At 61.9% G+C, this 19,711-nt stretch carries 13 protein-coding genes; 6 read left to right on the top strand and 7 right to left on the bottom strand.

Features of this window, described 5'->3' with window-relative positions; translation table 11 throughout:
• Positions 1-22: 22 nt before the first annotated feature.
• Positions 23-2,617, top strand: coding sequence for a Fe/S-dependent 2-methylisocitrate dehydratase AcnD (acnD, locus tag CFter6_RS19075; protein WP_061541257.1), 2,595 nt, complete (start codon positions 23-25; stop codon positions 2,615-2,617).
• Positions 2,618-2,946: 329 nt separating this feature from the next.
• Positions 2,947-4,143: a 2-methylaconitate cis-trans isomerase PrpF gene (prpF, locus tag CFter6_RS19070; protein WP_061541256.1), complete on the top strand. Its 1,197-nt coding sequence runs from the start codon at positions 2,947-2,949 to the stop codon at positions 4,141-4,143.
• Between the two features lie 53 nt (positions 4,144-4,196).
• Here prpF and CFter6_RS19065 read toward each other — a convergent pair whose 3' ends face one another.
• Positions 4,197-5,318, bottom strand: coding sequence for an SDR family oxidoreductase (locus CFter6_RS19065; protein ID WP_061541255.1), 1,122 nt, complete (start codon positions 5,316-5,318; stop codon positions 4,197-4,199).
• Positions 5,319-5,330: 12 nt separating this feature from the next.
• On the bottom strand, positions 5,331-6,158 hold the full coding sequence (locus tag CFter6_RS19060) for a MipA/OmpV family protein (RefSeq protein ID WP_061541254.1): 828 nt from the start codon (positions 6,156-6,158) through the stop codon (positions 5,331-5,333).
• Between the two features lie 176 nt (positions 6,159-6,334).
• On the opposite strand from CFter6_RS19060, the gene CFter6_RS19055 reads away from it, so the two are divergent.
• Together CFter6_RS19055 and CFter6_RS19050 are read left to right on the top strand one after the other, a co-directional pair.
• Entirely contained in the window at positions 6,335-7,018 is a 684-nt protein-coding gene (locus CFter6_RS19055; protein ID WP_061541253.1) for a response regulator, read from the top strand.
• Positions 7,015-8,409: a sensor histidine kinase gene (locus tag CFter6_RS19050; protein WP_082814873.1), complete on the top strand. Its 1,395-nt coding sequence runs from the start codon at positions 7,015-7,017 to the stop codon at positions 8,407-8,409. The genes CFter6_RS19055 and CFter6_RS19050 overlap by 4 nt, the downstream gene beginning before the upstream one ends.
• On the opposite strand, the gene CFter6_RS19045 is transcribed toward CFter6_RS19050, so the two are convergent.
• Together CFter6_RS19045 and CFter6_RS19040 are read right to left on the bottom strand one after the other, a co-directional pair.
• Complete coding sequence (locus CFter6_RS19045) at positions 8,384-8,707, bottom strand: helix-turn-helix domain-containing protein (RefSeq protein ID WP_061541252.1); 324 nt, start codon at positions 8,705-8,707, stop codon at positions 8,384-8,386. The two genes, CFter6_RS19050 and CFter6_RS19045, sit on opposite strands and share 26 nt — an antisense overlap.
• Positions 8,700-9,014, bottom strand: a complete 315-nt coding sequence (locus CFter6_RS19040; RefSeq protein ID WP_061541251.1) for a hypothetical protein — start codon at positions 9,012-9,014, stop codon at positions 8,700-8,702. Before CFter6_RS19040 ends, CFter6_RS19045 begins: the two co-directional genes overlap by 8 nt.
• A 251-nt stretch (positions 9,015-9,265) precedes the next feature.
• Here CFter6_RS19040 and CFter6_RS19035 point away from each other — a divergent pair, with 251 nt between their 5' ends.
• Positions 9,266-15,151: an alpha-2-macroglobulin family protein gene (locus CFter6_RS19035; protein ID WP_082814872.1), complete on the top strand. Its 5,886-nt coding sequence runs from the start codon at positions 9,266-9,268 to the stop codon at positions 15,149-15,151.
• Positions 15,148-17,409, top strand: a complete 2,262-nt coding sequence (pbpC, locus tag CFter6_RS19030) for a penicillin-binding protein 1C (RefSeq protein WP_236904413.1) — start codon at positions 15,148-15,150, stop codon at positions 17,407-17,409. The genes CFter6_RS19035 and pbpC overlap by 4 nt, the downstream gene beginning before the upstream one ends.
• Before the next feature lie 24 nt (positions 17,410-17,433).
• Here the strand turns inward: pbpC and CFter6_RS19025 are convergent, their stop codons facing one another.
• From CFter6_RS19025 to CFter6_RS19015, 3 genes are all read right to left on the bottom strand, one after another.
• Positions 17,434-17,895 (bottom strand): YccF domain-containing protein, encoded by a 462-nt coding sequence (locus tag CFter6_RS19025; RefSeq protein WP_061541249.1) that lies wholly within the window; start codon positions 17,893-17,895, stop codon positions 17,434-17,436.
• A gap of 125 nt (positions 17,896-18,020) precedes the next feature.
• Positions 18,021-18,587, bottom strand: a complete 567-nt coding sequence (locus CFter6_RS19020) for a hypothetical protein (RefSeq protein ID WP_061541248.1) — start codon at positions 18,585-18,587, stop codon at positions 18,021-18,023.
• Positions 18,588-18,766: 179 nt separating this feature from the next.
• Complete coding sequence (locus CFter6_RS19015) at positions 18,767-19,651, bottom strand: DMT family transporter (protein WP_061541247.1); 885 nt, start codon at positions 19,649-19,651, stop codon at positions 18,767-18,769.
• Positions 19,652-19,711: the final 60 nt, after the last annotated feature.

The raw sequence follows: 19,711 nt of genomic DNA, 5'->3' as shown, positions 1-19,711 counted from the left end.
TTATTCTTTCCCTGATTGAGCCATGAATACAGCAAACCGTAAACCTCTGCCCGGCACCAAGCTGGATTTTTTCGATACGCGCGCCGCGGTCGATGCCATCGCGCCCGGCGCCTACGACAAGCTGCCGTACACCTCGCGCGTGCTGGCCGAGAACCTGGTGCGCCGCTGCGACCCGGCGACCCTGAGCGCATCGCTCAAGCAATTCATCGAGCGCAAGCGCGACCTCGACTTTCCGTGGTTCCCGGCACGCGTGGTATGCCATGACATCCTCGGCCAGACCGCACTGGTTGACCTCGCCGGCCTGCGCGACGCCATTGCCCTGCAAGGCGGCGACCCGGCGCTGGTCAACCCGGTGGTGCCGACCCAGCTGGTGGTGGACCATTCGCTGGCGGTCGAATGCGGCGGCTTCGACGCCGACGCCTTCGACAAGAACCGCGCCATCGAAGACCGCCGCAATGAAGACCGTTTTGATTTCATCAACTGGACCAAGAAGGCGTTCAAGAACGTCGACGTCATCCCGCCGGGCAACGGCATCCTGCACCAGATCAACCTTGAGCGCATGTCGCCGGTGATCCAGGTGAAAGACGGCGTCGCCTTCCCCGATACCCTGGTCGGCACCGACAGCCACACGCCGATGGTCGACGCGCTGGGTGTGCTCGCCATCGGCGTCGGCGGCCTGGAAGCGGAAAGCGTGATGCTGGGCCGCGCCTCCTGGATGCGGCTGCCGGACATCATCGGCGTCGAGCTGAGCGGCAAGCCGCAGCCGGGCATCACCGCCACCGACATCGTGCTGGCGCTGACCGAATTCCTGCGTGCGCAAAAGGTCGTGTCTTCCTATCTCGAATTCTACGGCGAGGGCGCCTCGCACCTGACGCTGGGCGACCGCGCCACCATTTCCAACATGGCGCCGGAGTTTGGCTCCACCGCCGCGATGTTCTACATCGATGAGCAGACCATCAAATACCTCCGGCTCACCGGCCGCGAGGAGGCACAGGTCCTGTTGGTGGAAACCTACGCCAAGCAAGCCGGACTGTGGGCCGACAGCCTGCGCAACGCCGAGTACGAACGCGTCCTCAGCTTCGACCTGTCTTCCGTGGTGCGCAATATCGCCGGACCATCCAATCCGCACAGCCGTGTGCCGACCTCGGAACTGGCGGCGCGCGGCATCAGCGGCAAGGTAGAGAACGAGCCAGGCCTGATGCCGGACGGCGCCGTGATCATCGCCGCCATCACCAGCTGCACCAACACCAACAATCCGCGCAACATGATCGCCGCCGGCCTGCTGGCGCGCAACGCCAATGCCCGCGGCCTGAGCCGCAAGCCATGGGTCAAGAGCTCGCTGGCGCCAGGCTCGAAGACGGTCGCCCTATATCTGGAAGCTGCCGGGCTGCTGCCGGAACTGGAAACGCTGGGCTTCGGCGTGGTCGCCTTTGCCTGCACCACCTGCAACGGCATGAGCGGCGCGCTCGATCCGGTCATCCAGAAGGAAGTGGTGGAGCGTGACCTGTACGCCACCGCGGTCCTGTCCGGCAACCGCAACTTCGACGGCCGCATCCATCCCTACGCCAAGCAGGCCTTCCTGGCCTCGCCGCCTCTGGTGGTGGCTTACGCCATCGCCGGCACCATCCGTTTCGACATCGAGAAAGACACCCTCGGCATTGACGCCGACGGTCATCCCGTGACCCTGAAAGACATCTGGCCGTCCGATGAAGAAATCGACGCGATTGTCGCCGCCAGCGTCAAGCCGGAACTGTTCCGCAAGGTCTACGAGCCGATGTTCGCCGTGGTGGCAGATAACAGCGAGAAGGTCAGCCCGCTGTACGACTGGCGCCCGCAGACCACCTACATCCGCCGTCCGCCATATTGGGAAGGCGCGCTGGCCGGCGCTCGTACCATGACAGGCATGCGGCCGCTGGCGGTGTTGGGCGACAATATCACCACCGACCACCTGTCGCCGTCGAACGCCATCATGCTCGACAGCGCCGCCGGCGAATACCTGGCCAAGATGGGTTTGCCGGAGGAAGATTTCAATTCCTACGCCACCCATCGCGGCGACCATCTCACGGCACAGCGCGCCACTTTCGCCAACCCCACACTGAAGAACGAAATGGTGCAGGAAAATGGCAAGGTCAAAGCGGGTTCGCTGACCCGGGTCGAACCGGAAGGCAAGGTCACGCGCATGTGGGAAGCCATCGAGGTCTACATGGAACGCAAGCAGCCGCTGATCGTGATCGCCGGCGCCGACTATGGCCAAGGTTCTTCACGCGACTGGGCGGCCAAAGGCGTGCGCCTGGCAGGTGTAGAAGCCATCGCGGCGGAAGGTTTCGAGCGCATCCACCGCACCAACCTGGTTGGCATGGGCGTGCTGCCGCTGGAGTTCAAGCCCGGCGTCAACCGCAATACCCTGGCCATCGACGGCAGCGAAACCTTCGACGTGCTGGGTGCGCGTACGCCGCGCACCACGCTGACACTGGTCATCAACCGCAAGAACGGCGAGCGTCTGGAAGTCCCAGTCACCTGCCGCCTCGACACCGCGGAAGAAGTCTCGATCTACGAAGCCGGCGGTGTGCTGCAGCGCTTCGCCCAGGACTTCCTCGAATCGTCGACCGCGGCCTGACAAGGCGCTTAAGGCACGTAGCTAAATGGGGTCAGAGTGAAGTTTCTGCAAAAAGCACGCAGAAAGTTCACTCTGACCCCATTTAGCGGACCACGGAGTACATACCGTGTCGCTAGAAAAGAAAAACCATGGATGCGCTCTTTCTTTCTCCGAATTCGTCATGTGGGGTCAGAGTCGAGTTTCGCGATAAAGCGCCGCGAAAGTCGACTCCGACCCCAGATGACTCCGACCCCAGATGACTCTGCCCCAGATGACTCTGCCCCAGATGACTCTGCCCATTTTCTGCGACTATGTCATGAATGATGAAACTCTCAACAGGAAAGCATGATATGACTCACCTACCCCAGATCAAGATCGCCGCCACCTACATGCGCGGCGGCACCAGCAAAGGTGTGTTCTTCCGCCTGCAGGACCTGCCGGCGGCAGCGCAGGCGCCTGGCGCCGCGCGCGATGCGCTGCTGCTGCGCGTCATCGGCAGCCCCGACCCCTACGGCAAGCAGATCGACGGCATGGGCGGGGCCACCTCCAGCACCAGCAAGACGGTGATCTTGTCGAAGAGCAGCAAGCCCGGCCACGATGTCGATTATTTGTTCGGCCAGGTCGCCATCGACAAGGCGTTTGTCGACTGGAGCGGCAACTGCGGCAACCTGTCCGCCGCGGTGGGATCATTCGCGATAGCCGGCGGCCTGGTTGACCCCGGCCGCATTCCGCAAAACGGCGTAGGTATGGTAACGGTGCGCATCTGGCAGGCCAATATCGGCAAGACCATCATCGCCCATGTGCCGGTCAGCGACGGCGCGGTGCAGGAAACCGGTGACTTCGAACTTGATGGCGTTACCTTCCCCGCGGCCGAAGTGCAGCTGGAATTCATGGACCCGGCCGCCGACGAGGAGGGCGCAGGCGGATCCATGTTCCCCACCGGGAACCTGGTCGATGACCTGGAAGTCCCTGGAATCGGCACGCTCAAGGTCACCATGATCAATGCCGGCATCCCGACCATTTTCGTCAATGCCGAAGCGCTCGGCTATCACGGCACTGAGCTGCAGGACGCCATCAACAGCGACGCCGCGGCGCTGGAAAAATTTGAAACCATACGCGCGTACGGAGCGCTGCGCATGGGTCTCATCAAGCAGCTCGATGAAGCCGCCAAGCGCCAGCACACGCCAAAAGTAGCCTTCGTCGCCAAGCCGGCCGCCTACGTTTCCTCCAGCGGCAAACAGGTCGCCGCCGCTGATATCGATCTGCTGGTACGGGCGATGTCGATGGGTAAGCTGCACCACGCCATGATGGGTACCGCAGCTGTCGCCATCGGCACAGCCGCGGCGATACCGGGCACGCTGGTGAATCTGGCGGCCGGCGGCGGCGCCCTCGACGCCGTACGCTTCGGCCACCCGTCAGGCACCTTGCGGGTAGGTGCGCAAGCCAGCCAGGCCAACGGCGAATGGAGCGTGACCAAAGCCGTCATGAGCCGCAGCGCGCGGGTACTGATGGAAGGATGGGTGCGTGTGCCAGGCGATGCATTCTGAGCGTAAACGTGGATCTTTCCTGCGACGCAGCCGCGGGCTGCGAATGCGCGCGGTTATTTGAAATCCCACTTCATCTGCTCAGAGATAGGGATGTTCCTGGTGCTGGCCACGCACAAGTTTATATAGTCGGTCAACGGCGCCGCGCTTGTTATCCCTTCGGCCAGCAGGTTGTCGTTGTTGAAGACATAGTTCAATCTGGCAAATTCTCCGTACAGTTTCAGCGCCCTGGCTAACAGCCGTGGATTGCAGTCGGGAATGCGGACCTTGATGCGCGGCACCAGCTGGTCGATATGGGCGACCGCAATCTGCTCGTAATCGCGGCCGTAAGCGTTGCTGCGGCTGCCGAGCGCGTTGTCGATCTGGCGGAACGAGCGGCTCGACTGCGCTCCGGCCGACAGGTGGTACACCTGCTGCGCCAGCGTCTCCTTGAGCGCCAGCTGCAGGATGGCGCGCGCGCACCAGTCGACCGGCACCACATCGATCTTGTCGTCCAGCGAGGTGGTGAGCACGCCCAGCTTCTGCCATACCATGAACACCCAGAATATGCTCTGCGACGGCGCGCAGCCCAGCCGCGTGTGGCCGACTACGATCGATGGCCGCAGCACCACCAGCGGCAGGTCCGGAAAACGCTCCTTCAGCATGCGCTCGCCGATGGCCTTGGAGCGCGTGTAAGGCACCAGGTGATCTTCCTGCGCCAGCGGCAAATCCACCATTTCCGGAATGCTGTTGTCGGCGGCGGAGTGGCTGCCGCAGGCCATGGCGGTGCCGATATAGAGAAAGCGCCGTAGCCGGGGACGTCCTTCCATCAGCGAAGCCAGCGCCAGCGTGCCGTCGATGTTGGTTTTTTCCAGCAGCGGATGGTTGGTGAAAGTCGCTAGCGCTGCGCAATGAATGACGGTCGACACTTGCTCCAGGCGCGGATCGTCGATGATGCCGAGCAGCTCCGGCAGGTCAGCGCACAGCACCTGCCGTGAACTCAGTTGCGCCAGGTCGGCGTCGCTGGCGCCGACCTGCTTGAGCTGGATCCACAGGCGCTCCAGGGCTTGCCGGGGATTCGGCGCCCGCACCAGCAGCAGCAAGCGATGGGCCAGCCCGGCCTGGATGGCTTCGACGACGGTGGCGCCGCCCAGGAAGCCGGTGGCGCCGGTAATCAGGATCAAGTCTTCATTGTTCATCTGCTGGCGATCTTAATAACTGTAGGTGACGTAAACTGCGGCATTGGGCGACAGCCTGCGCCTGGCGATCGGGCTCTTGGCAGCGTCTCCCTGCAGGCGCGTCGCGCCCACCAGGGTATGCAGCGCCCAGTTCTTGTCGAACTGGTGCTCCCAGTCCAGGTTGGCGCCGACTTCGTACAAGCCGCTCTTCGGCTTGAAAGCTGCATAGCCGGAATTGGCGGATTGCAGCGCGGTGACGCCGTAATAGGTTTGCATGTATTTGCTGTCGCCGACGCTGACGCTGGCAGCCAGCGTCAGCTTGTCGCTGGCGCCTTTGTATAACGGGCTCGACGCGCCGAAGTGGAAGGCATTGCCGTTGTCTTTTTGCGACAGCGCGAGATCTGCCGTCACGCTCAGGTTCAGCCACTCCAGCGGCGTATAGCCAGCACTGAGGATGGCGATGGCCGAACCCTTGATTTCGCCCATGCCACGCAAGCGGGTGCTGCCGCTGCTGAAGCCGAAGCTGCTCTCGTCTTTTTCCTGGCGGCCGTCGCGATAACCCAGCGCTGCGCTATAGTTGAAGCTGCCGGCCGTGTTGCCGTAACCTATGCCGCGCATGGTGCTGGCGAAGAAACCGCCGGCGGTGGAATAGTCGAGCGCCAGCACCGGCCCCGTCATGTTCTGGTCGGAGCCGGAATAGCGCGGGCCGAAGGCAGCGCCGGCGCCTATGGTGAGGGTGTTTTCATCGCTCTTTTTGGCGTTATCGGTCAGCGCATTGGCGCTCGCTGCGCTACCGGCGCCCAGCAGCATCAGCTGCATGCCGAGGGAGGCGAGGTTGATTCTGTTAAAGCGCTTTTTCATTATCGGCTTTCTGGTCGGATTGCGTTGTAGGGGGACTTGCCATGGCGGATTGTCCAAGCCAGCAGTATCCGCGAGCGATATGAAGGAAACATGAGCCATTCGTTAACGTTTGCTGAAGACGCCCGGGAGCATCTTCTTCAGCTTTTCTTCACGTTAGAGTGTTTAAATACTGAGCTATGAAAATACTGCTGATAGAAGACGACCTGGACCTGGGCAACGGCGTGCGCATTGCGTTGACCGACCATGGCATGGACGTGGTGTGGGTGCGCCAGCTGGAGGATGCGCTGCGTCACCTGGAATCCGACGCCTGCGATCTGGTGCTGCTGGACCTGGGTTTGCCCGACGGCGACGGTCTGAGCCTGCTGACGCGTTTGCGGCGCGAAAAGAAAGGTCTGCCGGTAATCATCCTGAGCGCCCGCGATGCGGTCAGCGACCGCCTGCTTGGCCTCGACAGCGGCGCCGACGATTACCTGGTCAAGCCGTTCGTGCTTGCAGAGCTGCTGTCGCGGGTGCGGGCGCTGGCGCGGCGCAGCTACGGTTTCGACGGTGAGAGCCTGGAATTGCGCGGCCTGTCGCTGCATGCGCCGACCCGCCGCGTCACCGTGCAGGAGCGTCCGGTAGAGCTGACGGCCAGCGAATACGCCTTGCTCAGCACCTTGCTGATACGCGCCGACCGGGTGGTGACGCGCCGCATCCTGGAAGACCTGGCGCTGCCCGGCGGCCAGGGCAACGCCAGCAATACCCTGGATGTGCACATGGCCAACCTGCGGCGCAAGATCGGCGACGGCTATATACGCACAGTGCGCGGCGTCGGTTTCGTGATAGATCTGCAGGCGCCGGCCCGCAGCGTGCGCAAATGATGCGCCGCTGGTGGAGCAGCTTGCTGCGGCCGACCCTGGTGCGGCGCCTGTTGCTGGCGCAGATGGTGCTGCTGACGGCGTTGTGGAGCCTGTTCATCGGCTACGCCATGTTCGAGACCAGCCGGGCGCCCGGTCCGATCAGCCTTGACCGCACATACGACGCGATTTTCGGCGTTGTCGAAAACCTGGCCGACAATCCGGAGCGCCAGCACAAGGTGCTGAGCCTGATAGACCAGGCGGTGCGCGAAGGTTATGGCGTCGGCGGCAACACGCCCAATCTGTCGCCTAGTATGCAGGTGCGGCAAGGCGGTAAATTGCTTTACCAGTCCGAGGACACGCCCAGCGGTATCCGCAATAGGCGCCTCGGCCAGCCGGAAACCGTGTACGTCGATGGCGTGCGCTGGCGCGCCCGCACCGTGCAGTCGCCGCAATCGGATACGCGCGTCACCATGATTGTGCCGGGGGATGGCATGGAAATGCTGATCGACATGAATTCGCGCGGTTATTATTCCTTGCCCTTGCTGATCAGCCTGCCGTTCCTGCTGCTGCCAGCCTGGCTGTCGATACGCATGGCGCTGCGCCCCTGGAGCCGGGTGGCGCGCGAGGTGGCTACGCGTGGTCCGCAGAACCTGGCTCCTTTGGAATACAAGCCCAAGCACCTGGAACTGAGCTCCATGGTGGATCGCATCAATGCCTTGCTGCAGCGCATGAGCGACAGTGTGGAAAGGGAACGCAATTTTATCGCCGACGCCGCGCACGAACTGCGCACGCCGCTGGCGGCCATGCGGGTGAATGTGGAAGCCTTGCAAAGCCAGGCCGGCAATCAGCGCCAGCAGGAATTGCTGGCCGGGATCCTGAGCAGCAACAGCCGCGCCACCAGGCTGGTCGGCCAGCTGCTGATGCTGATGCGCAGCGATCCCACCGCCAGCATCGTGCTGGAGCGGCTGGATTTAGGGATATTGCTGCAGGACCGGCTGGCGGTGCTGTCGAGCCTGGCACAGTTGAAGCAGATCGAGCTGGAGTTGATGTCGGAAAGCCAGTGCTATATCCAGGGCCACCGCGACAGCCTGGTGTCGCTGATCGACAACCTGGTCGAGAACGCGATCAAATACAGTCCGCCAGGCGCCACGGTTTTTGTCAGCCTGCACAGCAACCTGACCCAGGTCGTGCTGAGCGTGGCGGACCAGGGACCGGGTATTGCGCCTGCCTTGCGCGAACGCGTATTCGACCGTTTCTTCCGCAACCCGGACCAGACCCAGAGCGGCAGCGGTCTGGGCCTGACGATCGTCAAGTCGGTGGCGCAGCAGCATGGCGCGTTCATCAGGCTGAATGCGGCCGATGACGACCAGGGTTTGCTGGTCGAAGTCAGGTTTCCGTGGGCGCCGCTGTGAAAGCAGGTATTGCAGTTTGCCGCGATTCTTCGATAAGTACTTCGGGATGGCGTATTGCAATGTTCAGTAATGTTCGTGCGGCGCCGGAAGGTCCGCGGCGGCCTTGTTCCCATTCTTGCAATGTCCGAACCGATACACCCATGAGCGCCGCGAATTGCGATTGCGACAAACCGGACTGTGTGCGCGCTTTGGCAATCGGAGAGACCATCACGGTGGTCGAGCGCGCAGCTTTACCCGTCTTCATGTCACGCACCGATTTCAGCAAGTCGGATTGAAATTGATCCAGCTCTTTATCCATGGTGAATTTCCTCGCGAAGCTTGTTTAAGAAACTGGCCGGCAGCTTATCGAATTTGGTTTTTGTGTATGCAATCAGCAGCCATATTTCGCCGTTACCGAGAAGGTTGTAATAAATCACCCGTGCCCCTCCACGTTTGCCCATGCCATCACGCGCGTAGCGCACTTTGCGCAAGCCTCCGGTGCCCGGTATGACGTCGCCGGACAAAGGATGTGCGGCAATCCAGTTGATCAGTTCTTCGCGTTCGACCTCGGACCAGATGGCGGATGCATACTGTTGGAAAATTTCGGTTTCGACGACGGTGTACATTTTGAATTATACGTCATTGACGTATGCCTGGGAAGATTTTTAGATTTGTATAGGGATGGTTATCGTAACGTTGTTTTTGACAGAAAAAGGCATCTCTGAACCTATCTGAGACGTTTCAAGCCATGGCTTATGGCTATGGCAATATCTTTAAGATAGCAAGCATTATCTAAATCGTAAAATTGCCATAAAGACACAAAGATGCTGTATCCTCGCAAAGTGATATTCCATCTTTTCCTAGCCCGAGGATTGCTATGCAAGCAGCAATAGAACGAAAAAAAACCAGCAGCAGCGCCGTGAGCTTTCCGGGGCTGTTTTTTTTCGGCCAGAAACGTCCCGGAGCCGCCGTCCGCAGCACCTTGGCGCTGTTCATGGCCTTGCTTGGCGGCCAGATGGCGCAAGCCGCCCACGGCGCCAACATCAGCAGTTTTTCACCGCAAGGCGAGATCAGCCAGGTGCGCCAGGTGCGGGTGAACTTCTCGGAAGCGGCCATCAAGTTCGGCGATCCTAAAGCGCCAACGCCGTTCGATATCAACTGTTCCGAAGCCGGCAGCGGGCGCTGGGCCGATGAGCGCAACTGGATCTACGATTTCGTGCGCGACCTACCGCCAGGAACACGCTGCGGCTTCACCGTGAAAACCGGGTTCAAGCTGCTGTCCGGCGCCGCAGTCAGCGGCAAGACCGTATTCCAGTTCAATACCGGCGGCCCGGCGGTGGTCGACATCATGCCGCGCGGCGACCATATCGATGAAGAGCAAGTCTTCATACTGATCCAGAACGGCGCCGCCACCAGCGACAGCATACTGAAACATGTGTACTGCCAGGCCGAGGGCGTGCATGAACGGATTCCGGTCAAGTTCATCGCCGGCGCCGAACGCAAGCAGCTGCTCGATCATTTTGCCGACAAGATCAATCCGGAACGGGTCAGCACCGTGCAATGCCAGCAGCGCTTGCCTAACGACAGCGCGGTCAGCCTGACCTGGGACAAAGGCGTGAGCACGGCTTCCGGCATTGCCAGCAGCCAGCCGCAAGTATTCAAATTCAAGGTGCGGCCGACGTTCACCGCCAGCGTCAGTTGCGAGCGCGAGAACGCCAATGCTGCCTGCGCGCCCATCCTGCCGTTGCGCATCCTGTTTACTGCGCCGGTCCCGCGCGCTCTGGCGGAAGGCGTGACGCTGAGCGCCGCCAACGGCAAGCTGAAGCCGTTTTTTGAAAAGAACGATACCGACGACACCGTTTCGCAGCTGACCTTCAAGCCGCCATTTGCCGAGAAAGCGGAACTCAGCGTCAACCTGCCGCAAGGTTTCCAGGACGAGACTGGCCGGCCACTGTCGAATGCCGCTGCGTTTCCGCTGAAAGTGCGGATGGCGGATTATCCGCCGCTGGCGAAATTTCCTTCGGCGCCGTTCGGCATCATTGAACTCAACGCCGACGCCACCTTGCCGGTCACCTTGCGCAGCGTCGAAACCGGCATGCTGGCCCGCAGCGCCGACGGCAAGGTCAATCCAGGTACGGTCAGCAACCTGAAAGTCAGCGACGACCAGAACATCATCGCCTGGCTGACCAAGCTCAGGAAGTATCACGAAACCACCATCACCATCGGCAAGAAGCAGGTGGAAACCCGCAGCATCGGTTTGCTGGCGAAGCAGGCCGGCGCCAAGACCCTGGCGTTGCCGCCGTCGCCGGACAGCAAGGACGGCGTGCGGCCGTTTGAAGTGATCGGCATCCCGCTCAAAGACCCCGGTTTCTATGTGGTCGAACTGGAATCGCAAAAACTGGGCGCCTCGCTGCTAGGCAAGGCCGCGCCCATGTATGTGCGCACCAGCGCGCTGGTGACCAACCTGTCGGTGCACGTCAAGATCGGCCGCCAGAATGGCGCGGTGTGGGTCACCACGCTCGACAGCGCCAAACCGGTGAGCGATGCCGATGTCCGTATTTCCGATTGCCGCGGCACCGAACTGTGGCGCGGCAAGACCGACAAGACCGGGATCGCCATGGTGCCGGAGTTCCCGGTAGACGGTTGCCGCAATGGCGACAGCAACGAGCCGGGGCATATCGACGGCTTTTTTGTCAGCGCCCGCAAGACCGACGACAAGGGCCGCGCCGACATGGCTTTTGCGCGGACTTCCTGGAATGACGGTATCGAATCCTGGCGCTTCAACCTGCCGATGGATTACGACAAATCCGCCACCGTGCGGGCGCACACGATATTTGACCGTACTCTGTTCCGCGCCGGTGAAACTGTATCGATGAAACACGTGATCCGCACCGAGACCATGCAGGGATTCGGCTTGCTGCCGAACGACAAGCTGCCGACGCGGGTGCGCATCACCCACCAGGGCAGCGGCCAGGAATATCAGTTTGCGCTGAGCTGGCGCGGGCAGAAGAATGCCGAGACCGTGTTCCAGATTCCGAAGGAGGCCAAGCTCGGCAGTTACGAGGTGGTGCTGGACGGCGGCAAGGTCAAGAGCGGCGTTAGCGGCGGTAATGCAGACGGCGATGCAGACAGCGACGCTGATTCTGACAGCGGAGGTTACGATGAAAATCGCCGCAGCTACAGCAGCGGCAGCTTCCGCGTCGAAGAATTCCGCCTGCCTTTGCTGCAGGGACGGATCACGCCGCCCAAGATCCTGGTGGCGCCCAAGGAAGTGCCGCTCGACGTGCAGCTGAATTACCTCAACGGCGGCGGCGCTTCCGGCCAGGCAGTGCACGTCACCAGCCTGTTGCGCGGCAAGTCGGTCAGTTTTTCCGGCTACGACGGTTATTCTTTCGCAGCGGGGCGCAACGATGAGGACAGCAGTGCCGAGAGCCAGAAAATCGTAGCCGACAAATTGCCGGTGACCTTGGACAAGAACGGCGCCGGCAAAACCGTGGTGAAGGACATGCCCGCCATCACCGCGCCGAAGGAATTGCTGACGGAAATGACGTACGCCGATCCGAACGGCGAAATCCAGACCGTATCGAGCGTCACGCCGATCTGGCCTTCGGCGGTGGTGGTCGGCTTGAAAGCAGGGGAGTGGGTTTCGGTCAAGAAGAAACTGACCCTGACCGCGGTTGCCCTCAATCCGGCAGGCCAGCCGCAAGCCGGCGTGCCGATTGAAATCAGCGGTTCCAGCAAACAGACCAATTCGCATCGCAAGCGTATGGTGGGTGGTTTCTATGCCTACGAAAACACCGCTACAGGCAGCGACCTGGGACCGCTGTGTTCCGGCAAGACCGACGCCCGCGGCTTGATGATCTGCAGCGTGGAACTGCTGGAGCCGGGCAATATCGAACTCACCGCCAAGGGCCAGGACGGCAGCGGTTATCCTGCGCTCGCCAGCAGCTCGGTCTGGGTCACCAAGCAAGGCGAATTGTGGTTCGATGGCGAAAACCAGGACCGCATCGATATCCTGCCTGAGAAAAAGATTTACCAGCCAGGCGAAAACGCCAGGTTCCAGGTGCGCATGCCGTTCCGCTACGCCACCGCTCTGGTCGCGGTAGAGCGCGAAGGCGTGATCGAAACCCAGGTAGTGCAGCTGAGCGGGCAAGATCCGACCTTCAGCCTGCCGGTCAAGGCCGGTTACGGTCCCAATGTGTTCGTCTCGGTGCTGGCGGTGCGCGGCCGCATGCGCGACGTACCCTGGTATTCCTTCTTTACCTGGGGCTGGAAAGAGCCGCTGAACTGGTGGAGCGAATTCAAGGAGTACCAGGCGCCGAGCGCTACCGTCGACCTTGCCAAGCCGGCCTATAAATACGGCATTGCCGAAATCACGGTCGGCACTGCCGCCAACCAGCTGGCGGTGACGGTCAAGGCCGACCAGCCCAGCTATGCGATCCGCACCACCGCCAAGGTGAACATCCAGGTCAACCTGCCGAACGGCAAACCAGCTGCCGGCGCTGAGATAGCCTTGGCGGCAGTCGACGAAGCCTTGCTGGAGCTAGAGCCCAACCGCAGCTGGAATCTGCTGGAGGCGATGTTGCAGCGGCGCAGCTACGGCGTGGAAACCTCGACCGCGCAAATGCAGGTAGTCGGCAAGCGCCATTACGGCCGCAAGGCGATTCCTGCCGGCGGCGGCGGCGGCAAATCGCCGACCCGTGAACTGTTCGACACCTTGCTGTTGTGGAAACCGGTGATTGTGCTGGACGCTAACGGCCGGGCTCAGGTTGACGTGCCTCTGAACGATGCGCTGACCAGCTTCAAGATCGTGGCGGTGGCGCAAAGCGGCGACAGCCTGTTCGGTACCGGCGCCGTCAGCATCCGCTCGACCCAGGACCTGCAGCTGATTTCCGGCTTGCCGCCGCTGGTGCGCGAAGGCGACAATTTCAGCGCGCTGGTTACGGTGCGCAACACCACCACCCGCGCCATGCAAGTCCATGCCACGGCGCAGGCCGCCGGCCTGGCGGCAACGCCGTTGGCGGCCAAGGATGAGAACATTCCCGCCGGTGAAACCCGTGAGCTGGTGTGGGCCGTGACAGTACCGGCGGACGTCGGCCAGCTGGCATGGGAGATCAATGCCCAGGAACAGGGCGGACCGAAGGTCAAGGACAGCATCAAGTTCACCCAGCGCGTGGTGCCTGCAGTGCCGGTGACGGTGCAGCAAGCCACCCTGTTCCAGCTCGACAAGCCGTTCAGCATGGCGGTAGCGCCACCCGCGGACGGTTTGCCGGGGCGTGGCGGCCTGGCGATCTCGCTGGCGCCGTCGCTAGCCTCCGGCAACGAGGGCCTGCGCCGTTACTTCGTCAATTATCCGTTCTCTTGTCTGGAGCAAAAGACTTCGCGCGCGATAGGATTGCGCGATGAGGCGATGTGGCAAAAGGTATTGAACGATTTGCCGACCTACCTGGATAGCGACGGCCTGGCTTATTATTATCCGCCGAACGAAGGCAATGCCCGCCGCGGCAGCGATACATTGACGGCTTACCTGCTGGCGGTAACCCAGGAATCGGGTTTTGCGATTCCGCAGCAAAGCCGCGACAAGATGCTCGATGGCCTCGCGGCGTTCGTGGAAGGCAAGATCACCCGCGATTTCTGGTCGCCGCAGAAAGACCTGGACGTGCGCAAGCTGGCGGCGCTGGAAGCCTTGTCGCGCTACGATCGGGTACGGCCGGCGATGTTGGATTCGATCCAGATCTCGCCCAACCTGTGGCCGACCTCGGCGCTGCTGGACTGGATCAACATCCTGCAACGGGTTTCCAGCATTCCAGAGCGCGCCAAGCGCCAGGCCGAAGCCGACCAGATCATCCGTTCGCGTCTGAATTACCAAAGCACGCGCATGGGCTTCTCCACCGAGAGCAGCGACTACTGGTGGTGGCTGATGGCCAGCGCCGACGTTAACGCCAACCGGCTGGTGCTGACCATGCTGGAAAATCCGGCCTGGAAAGAAGACATGCCGAAGCTGATCAACGGCGCCATCCAGCGTCAGTCGCGCGGCCACTGGTCGACCACTACGGCCAACCTGTGGGGCTCGCTGGCGTTGCAGAAGTTCGCGCGCAAGTTCGAGTCGGAAAAAGTGACGGGCGTGACCAAGGCCAGCCTGGAGCAGGGCGCTACCGTCAGCGGCAGCCAGAGCTACAGTTGGCCCGCCACAGCTAATGTGGCCGAGGCCGGCAAGCTGCAATTGCCATGGCCGGTGTCCGCTGCTGCTGCAGACCTGAAGCTGAGCCATGCCGGCAGCGGCGCGCCATGGGTGACGGTGCAAAGCCTGGCTGCAGTAGTGTTGAAGAAACCGTTCTCCAGCGGCTACCGGATCAGTAAGAACATTGTTCCGGTCGAGCAAAAGGAAAAAGGCAAATACACGCGCGGCGACATCGTGCGGATCGACCTCGAAATCGATGCGCAGACCGACATGACCTGGGTGGTGGTGACCGATCCGATCCCGGCAGGCGCCACCCTGCTGGGTTCGGGCCTGGGCCGCGATTCGGCCATCGCCACCAGCAGCGAACGGCCTAGCGGCAGCGCCTGGGTGACGTACGAAGAACGCAGTTTTGAAGCGTTCCGCAGCTATTACGAGTACGTGCCGAAGGGGAAATTCACCATGACATACACCTTCCGCATCAACAACCCAGGCGAATTCAGCTTGCCGCCGACCCGGGTGGAAGCGATGTATGCGCCGGAAATGTTTGGTGAGAGTCCTAACCAGAAATGGACGGTGAAGTGAAGTCGACTGGAATCAGGCGCTGGGCGCCGGGCGCTGCACCGACGTTGGCCTTGGTGCTGGCCTTAAGTGCCGGCCCGGTGCACGCCCTGCAAAGTTTCGCCGATGTGCAGCAGGAGTTCCGTTCTTCCGAAGCTAGCCTGTACGACCGCAAGGGCCAGCTGCTGCAGCAGGTCCGCATGAATCCGAACGAACGACGCCTGTCGTGGGTGGCGCTGGAAGATGTGTCGCCGGCGCTGCGCAATGCACTGGTGGCGTCGGAAGACCGGCGTTTCTACCAGCACAGCGGGGTCGACTGGAACGCCGTGGCGGCGGCAGCGTGGGGCAACCTGTGGAACACCAAGACCCGCGGCGCTTCGACCATCACCATGCAACTGGCGGGTTTGCTGGATGACGACCTGCGGCGGCGCAATGCGCCACGTTCGATCGGGCAGAAAATGTCGCAGGTGGTAGTGGCGCAGCAGTTGGAGCGCAACTGGCGCAAGGACCAGATCCTGGAAGCCTACCTGAACCTGGTCAGTTTCAGGGGCGAGCTGGTCGGCATACACGCCTTGTCGCGGGTATTGTTCGGCAAACACCCCAGCGGCCTGAGCCAGCGCGAAGCGGCGATTGCGGTGGCGCTGATCCGCGGCCCGAACGCGACGCCGGCCAGGGTCGCCGAACGCGCCTGCCGCATCTTGCGGGAACAGCGCTCGGGAGATGAATGCAAGGGTCTGGAAGATTTCACCTTGCTGGCGCTGGTGCGCACCGGCTCCAACTCGGAAGTCATCGTCACCACCACCGCACCGCAACTGGCGCCGCACCTGGCGCGCAAGCTGCTGCGTACACCCGGGCAGTCTGTGCGTTCAACCCTGGATGGCGGCGTGCAGCGTTTTGCCAACGATGCCTTGCGGCGCCAGCTGGCGGCGCTGGTGGAACGCAATATCGAAGACGGCGCCATTGTCGTGCTCGACAACGCCAGCGGCGACGTGCTGGCCTGGGTCGGTTCCAGCGGTTCCTTTTCGAACGCGGCCGATGTCGACGGCGTGGTTGCTTTGCGCCAGGCTGGCTCGACCTTGAAACCGTTCCTGTACGAACTGGCGATCGAAAAAAAGTGGATGACCGCAGCCTCGATCCTGAACGATTCGGCGATCAACCTGCCGACCGCCAGCGGCTTGTACATCCCGCAAAATTACGACAAGCAGTTTAAAGGCCTGGTCAGTGTGCGGACCGCCCTGGCGTCGTCGCTGAACATTCCGGCGGTGCGGACCCTGGTGACGGTGACGCCCACGACTTTCTTCGAGCGGCTGCAAGGACTGGGTTTCCAGTTGCGCGAATCCGGCGACTATTACGGCTACAGCCTGGCGCTGGGCAGCGCCGACGTCAGCTTGCTGGCGCTGAGCAATGCCTACCGCGCGCTGGCCAACCAGGGGCGCTACAGCGGCGTGCGTACTGCGCTGAGCGATCCTGCGGTAAAAATGCGCAAGGTAATGGATCCCGGCGCCGCTTTCATCATCGGCGACATCTTGTCCGACCGCAGCGCCCGCAGCCGCACCTTCGGCCTGGAGAACGCGCTTTCGACGCGCGTCTGGGCGGCGGTCAAGACCGGTACTTCCAAGGACATGCGCGACAACTGGGCGGTCGGTTATTCGGACCGGTATACGGTAGGCGTCTGGGTCGGCAATGCGTCCGGCCTGCCGATGTGGGACGTATCCGGCGTGACCGGCGCCGCGCCGATCTGGCAGGAAGTGATGCAATACCTGCACACGCGTGACCAGCTGCGGCAGCAGATCCCGAAAAAACCGGCCGGCGTGGTGGAGCAGGACATCCGCTACCAGGACAAGCTTGAAGCGTCGCGTCCGGAGTATTTCCTGGCTGGGACAGAGCAAAGCCTGATCACCACCGCCAAGTCAGATGACATCAGCATCGCCATCCGTTATCCGACGCCGGGCATGCTGGTCGCGCTGGACCCGGATATTCCGCCGCAGCGGCAGCGCATACGGTTTGCCGCCGATGGCTTGTCCAGCGGCATGTGGCGGCTGGATGGCAAGCTGCTGGCAATGCCGGTGGCGCAGGCCGGCAAGGCAAATGGCAAGACAGCCAAGCGCCAGGCAGCCGCTTCCGATCCGCAGCTTGCTTTCGACTGGATGCCGTGGCCCGGCCGGCATGTGCTGGAATTGCTGGACCATAAAATGGCCGTGGTTGACCAGGTCCGTTTTGAAGTGCGCGGCGCGGTTGCAAATACTTTGCCGCAAAGTGCAGGCCGCACCGGTAAAAAATAAGCGTAACCCGGCGATTCTCGTTGCCTACGCGTTGCCGCGCAACTTGGCTACACTATCTTCCGCGCCTTGGCGGCGCGCCGCAGCCGCCACTTCTTTCGTCACAATGGTTTTCCCTATCGGCGCCAGCGCAATGCCGGCCAGCTTCAGGTGCTGGACGCCGAATGGAATGCCGATGATGGTGATGAAGCAGGCGATGGCCGACAGCACATGGCCGATAGCCAGCCAGATGCCGGCAAACACGAACCACAGGATATTGCCGACCAGGCCCAGGCTGCCGGTGCCGATATCGTCTCTGTTGTTCAGTTCCTTGCGGCTCACGGCTTCCCTGCCGAAGGGGAAGAAAGTGAACTGTCCGATCACGAAACAGGCTTTGCCCCATGGGATGCCGACTATCGTGAGGAAGGCGACGGCGCCTGCCAGCCACCAGCCCAGGCCCATGAACACCCCGCCCAGCACAAACCACAGGAAATTGAGGATGGCGCGCATATCGTTTTCTCTCCTTCGTTGCCGCAGTTAATTAGGGTCAGAGTCGAATAATTTATTTGACCCTGACCTTGAATTGCAAAAGAGAAAAATGTAACACCGTAAGCAGCCGGCTACAAGGACAAGCGTTACCACTTGCAGCCGCCATCTTTTTTTGACAATACCGCATCTGCAGCCAGCACCAGCGGCGCCAATAAGCCAAAGGGACGGCCGACGTCGAGGCAGCCGGCGCGCGCGCTGCGTTGAATGTCCTGCGCCAGGCGGCTGTCCGGCCGGGCTTCGAGTGGATGCGTTTGCAATTGCGAGACGGCAGTGCCGTTGCGTCTGCCGGCGGGATCTGTTGCTATCTGCCTGGCCGTTTTCAATGCGGCGTCCAAGTCCACGCGCGGTTGTTTGTCGGCCGGCTGGGAGAGGGCTGCCGTGTCGCTGATGATGGTGGCGGGCGGCGCCGCGGGTAGTGGGGCGATTGTATTTGCGCGTACAGAAGATTTTGCAGGGCGCTGGTCGCGCTGCACGATAACGGGCTTGGCCGGCGGCAGCGTGCGTACCGAGGCTGGTTGGGGTGGCGCCGCCGGCAGCAGCAACAGCGTCATCGCCGCCTGCGCAGTAGGGCCGGTATCGATTGTTTTGTGAGGCCGGAACAATTGGAGCAAACCGGCATGCAGCACCAAGGACAGCAACAAGCCGAGGCTCATTGCGCGCCGATTTACCCCTGCAGGCCAGCGGGTCTCGTTAATCATTTTTAGTGTTGATCGGGAAGGGAATCGGTTTCCCATGGCGTCCAGCGTAATGATGATGCACGTTTATATAAACTGTCGATTTTCGGCATTATCCTAGCACGCGGCAATACCTGTTTGTCATGGCCGCGCGCAGTTCACGCCAATCTTTTGCGCTTCCCTGCCAACAAACCGTTCAGCTTGCCGCTAGCGAGTGCAGTCCCTAGCAGCGTGATTGCGCAGCCGGCCAGCATCGCCGGTGTGATTTTTTCGTTAAGGAAAACGGCGCCCCAGACCAGCCCGAAGACCGGAATCAGGAAAGTGACGGAGGCAGCATAAGCTGCGCCTACCCGTTCGATCAGGCGGAAATACAAGATATAGGCGAAGCCGGTGCAGACCACGCCGAGCGCCGCGACGCAAATCCAGATGGAGGGCGCGATCGCATGTTGCGGCCAGGACAGCAGCGCCGGCGGCAGCAGTACTATGGAGGCGGCCAACTGGCTGCCGAAGGCGACTACCAGGGGCTGGACTCCAGCCAGATGCCGCTTTGAATAGTTCACAGCGAAACCATAGCAAACGGCAGCCAGCAGCGCGGCGGCGATCGCCAGCGGCACGCCCGCAACGCCAGCGCCCGCCGTATCCCACACCAGCACCGCAACCCCTGCCAAGCCCAGCATCAGGCCGCAGACCTGGCTGCGGTTCATGGCCTGCCCGAACCAGAGAGCTGCGATCAGGGCAGCCCAGATCGGCGTGGTTGCATTCAAGATGGAATCGATGCCGGCGTTCACGTACAGGGTGGAATAGGCGAACAGGCCGAACGGTATCGCGGAATTGCTGAGGCCGACTACAAACAGCGGCCAGGCCTTGCGGCGGCATTGGCTGCGGGCAGCGGCTGAGCGCAGCACTGGCGCCAGTACCAGCGCGGCGATACCGACCCGCAGCGCAATCAGCGCGAAGGGACCGAATTCTGGCGCGGCAATCCGCAGGAAGAGAAAAGAGGCGCCCCAGATCGCGGCGAGCAGGAGCAGTTCGATAAAGTTCATGGCGAGTGTCCGTCAGTTGGCAAGCGGCGGGCGCCGCACAACTGCAACATAGGGCATATC

Origin of the sequence: Collimonas fungivorans (assembly GCF_001584145.1) — a bacterium.
Classification (GTDB): Bacteria; Pseudomonadota; Gammaproteobacteria; order Burkholderiales; family Burkholderiaceae_D; genus Collimonas; species Collimonas fungivorans.
This window is presented reverse-complemented; position numbering and strand designations above follow the sequence as displayed.

What these genes read in the sequence shown, in the direction of transcription:
- CFter6_RS19050 (WP_082814873.1), top strand. Translation starts at nt 7,015, where the DNA reads ATGATGCGCCGCTGGTGGAGCAGCTTGCTGCGGCCGACCCTGGTGCGG.
- CFter6_RS19065 (WP_061541255.1), bottom strand. Translation starts at nt 5,318, where the DNA reads ATGAACAATGAAGACTTGATCCTGATTACCGGCGCCACCGGCTTCCTG.
- CFter6_RS19045 (WP_061541252.1), bottom strand. Translation starts at nt 8,707, where the DNA reads ATGGATAAAGAGCTGGATCAATTTCAATCCGACTTGCTGAAATCGGTG.
- CFter6_RS19060 (WP_061541254.1), bottom strand. Translation starts at nt 6,158, where the DNA reads ATGAAAAAGCGCTTTAACAGAATCAACCTCGCCTCCCTCGGCATGCAG.
- CFter6_RS19055 (WP_061541253.1), top strand. Translation starts at nt 6,335, where the DNA reads ATGAAAATACTGCTGATAGAAGACGACCTGGACCTGGGCAACGGCGTG.
- CFter6_RS19035 (WP_082814872.1), top strand. Translation starts at nt 9,266, where the DNA reads ATGCAAGCAGCAATAGAACGAAAAAAAACCAGCAGCAGCGCCGTGAGC.
- CFter6_RS19015 (WP_061541247.1), bottom strand. Translation starts at nt 19,651, where the DNA reads ATGAACTTTATCGAACTGCTCCTGCTCGCCGCGATCTGGGGCGCCTCT.
- CFter6_RS19020 (WP_061541248.1), bottom strand. Translation starts at nt 18,587, where the DNA reads ATGAGCCTCGGCTTGTTGCTGTCCTTGGTGCTGCATGCCGGTTTGCTC.
- CFter6_RS19025 (WP_061541249.1), bottom strand. Translation starts at nt 17,895, where the DNA reads ATGCGCGCCATCCTCAATTTCCTGTGGTTTGTGCTGGGCGGGGTGTTC.
- acnD (WP_061541257.1), top strand. Translation starts at nt 23, where the DNA reads ATGAATACAGCAAACCGTAAACCTCTGCCCGGCACCAAGCTGGATTTT.
- CFter6_RS19040 (WP_061541251.1), bottom strand. Translation starts at nt 9,014, where the DNA reads ATGTACACCGTCGTCGAAACCGAAATTTTCCAACAGTATGCATCCGCC.
- prpF (WP_061541256.1), top strand. Translation starts at nt 2,947, where the DNA reads ATGACTCACCTACCCCAGATCAAGATCGCCGCCACCTACATGCGCGGC.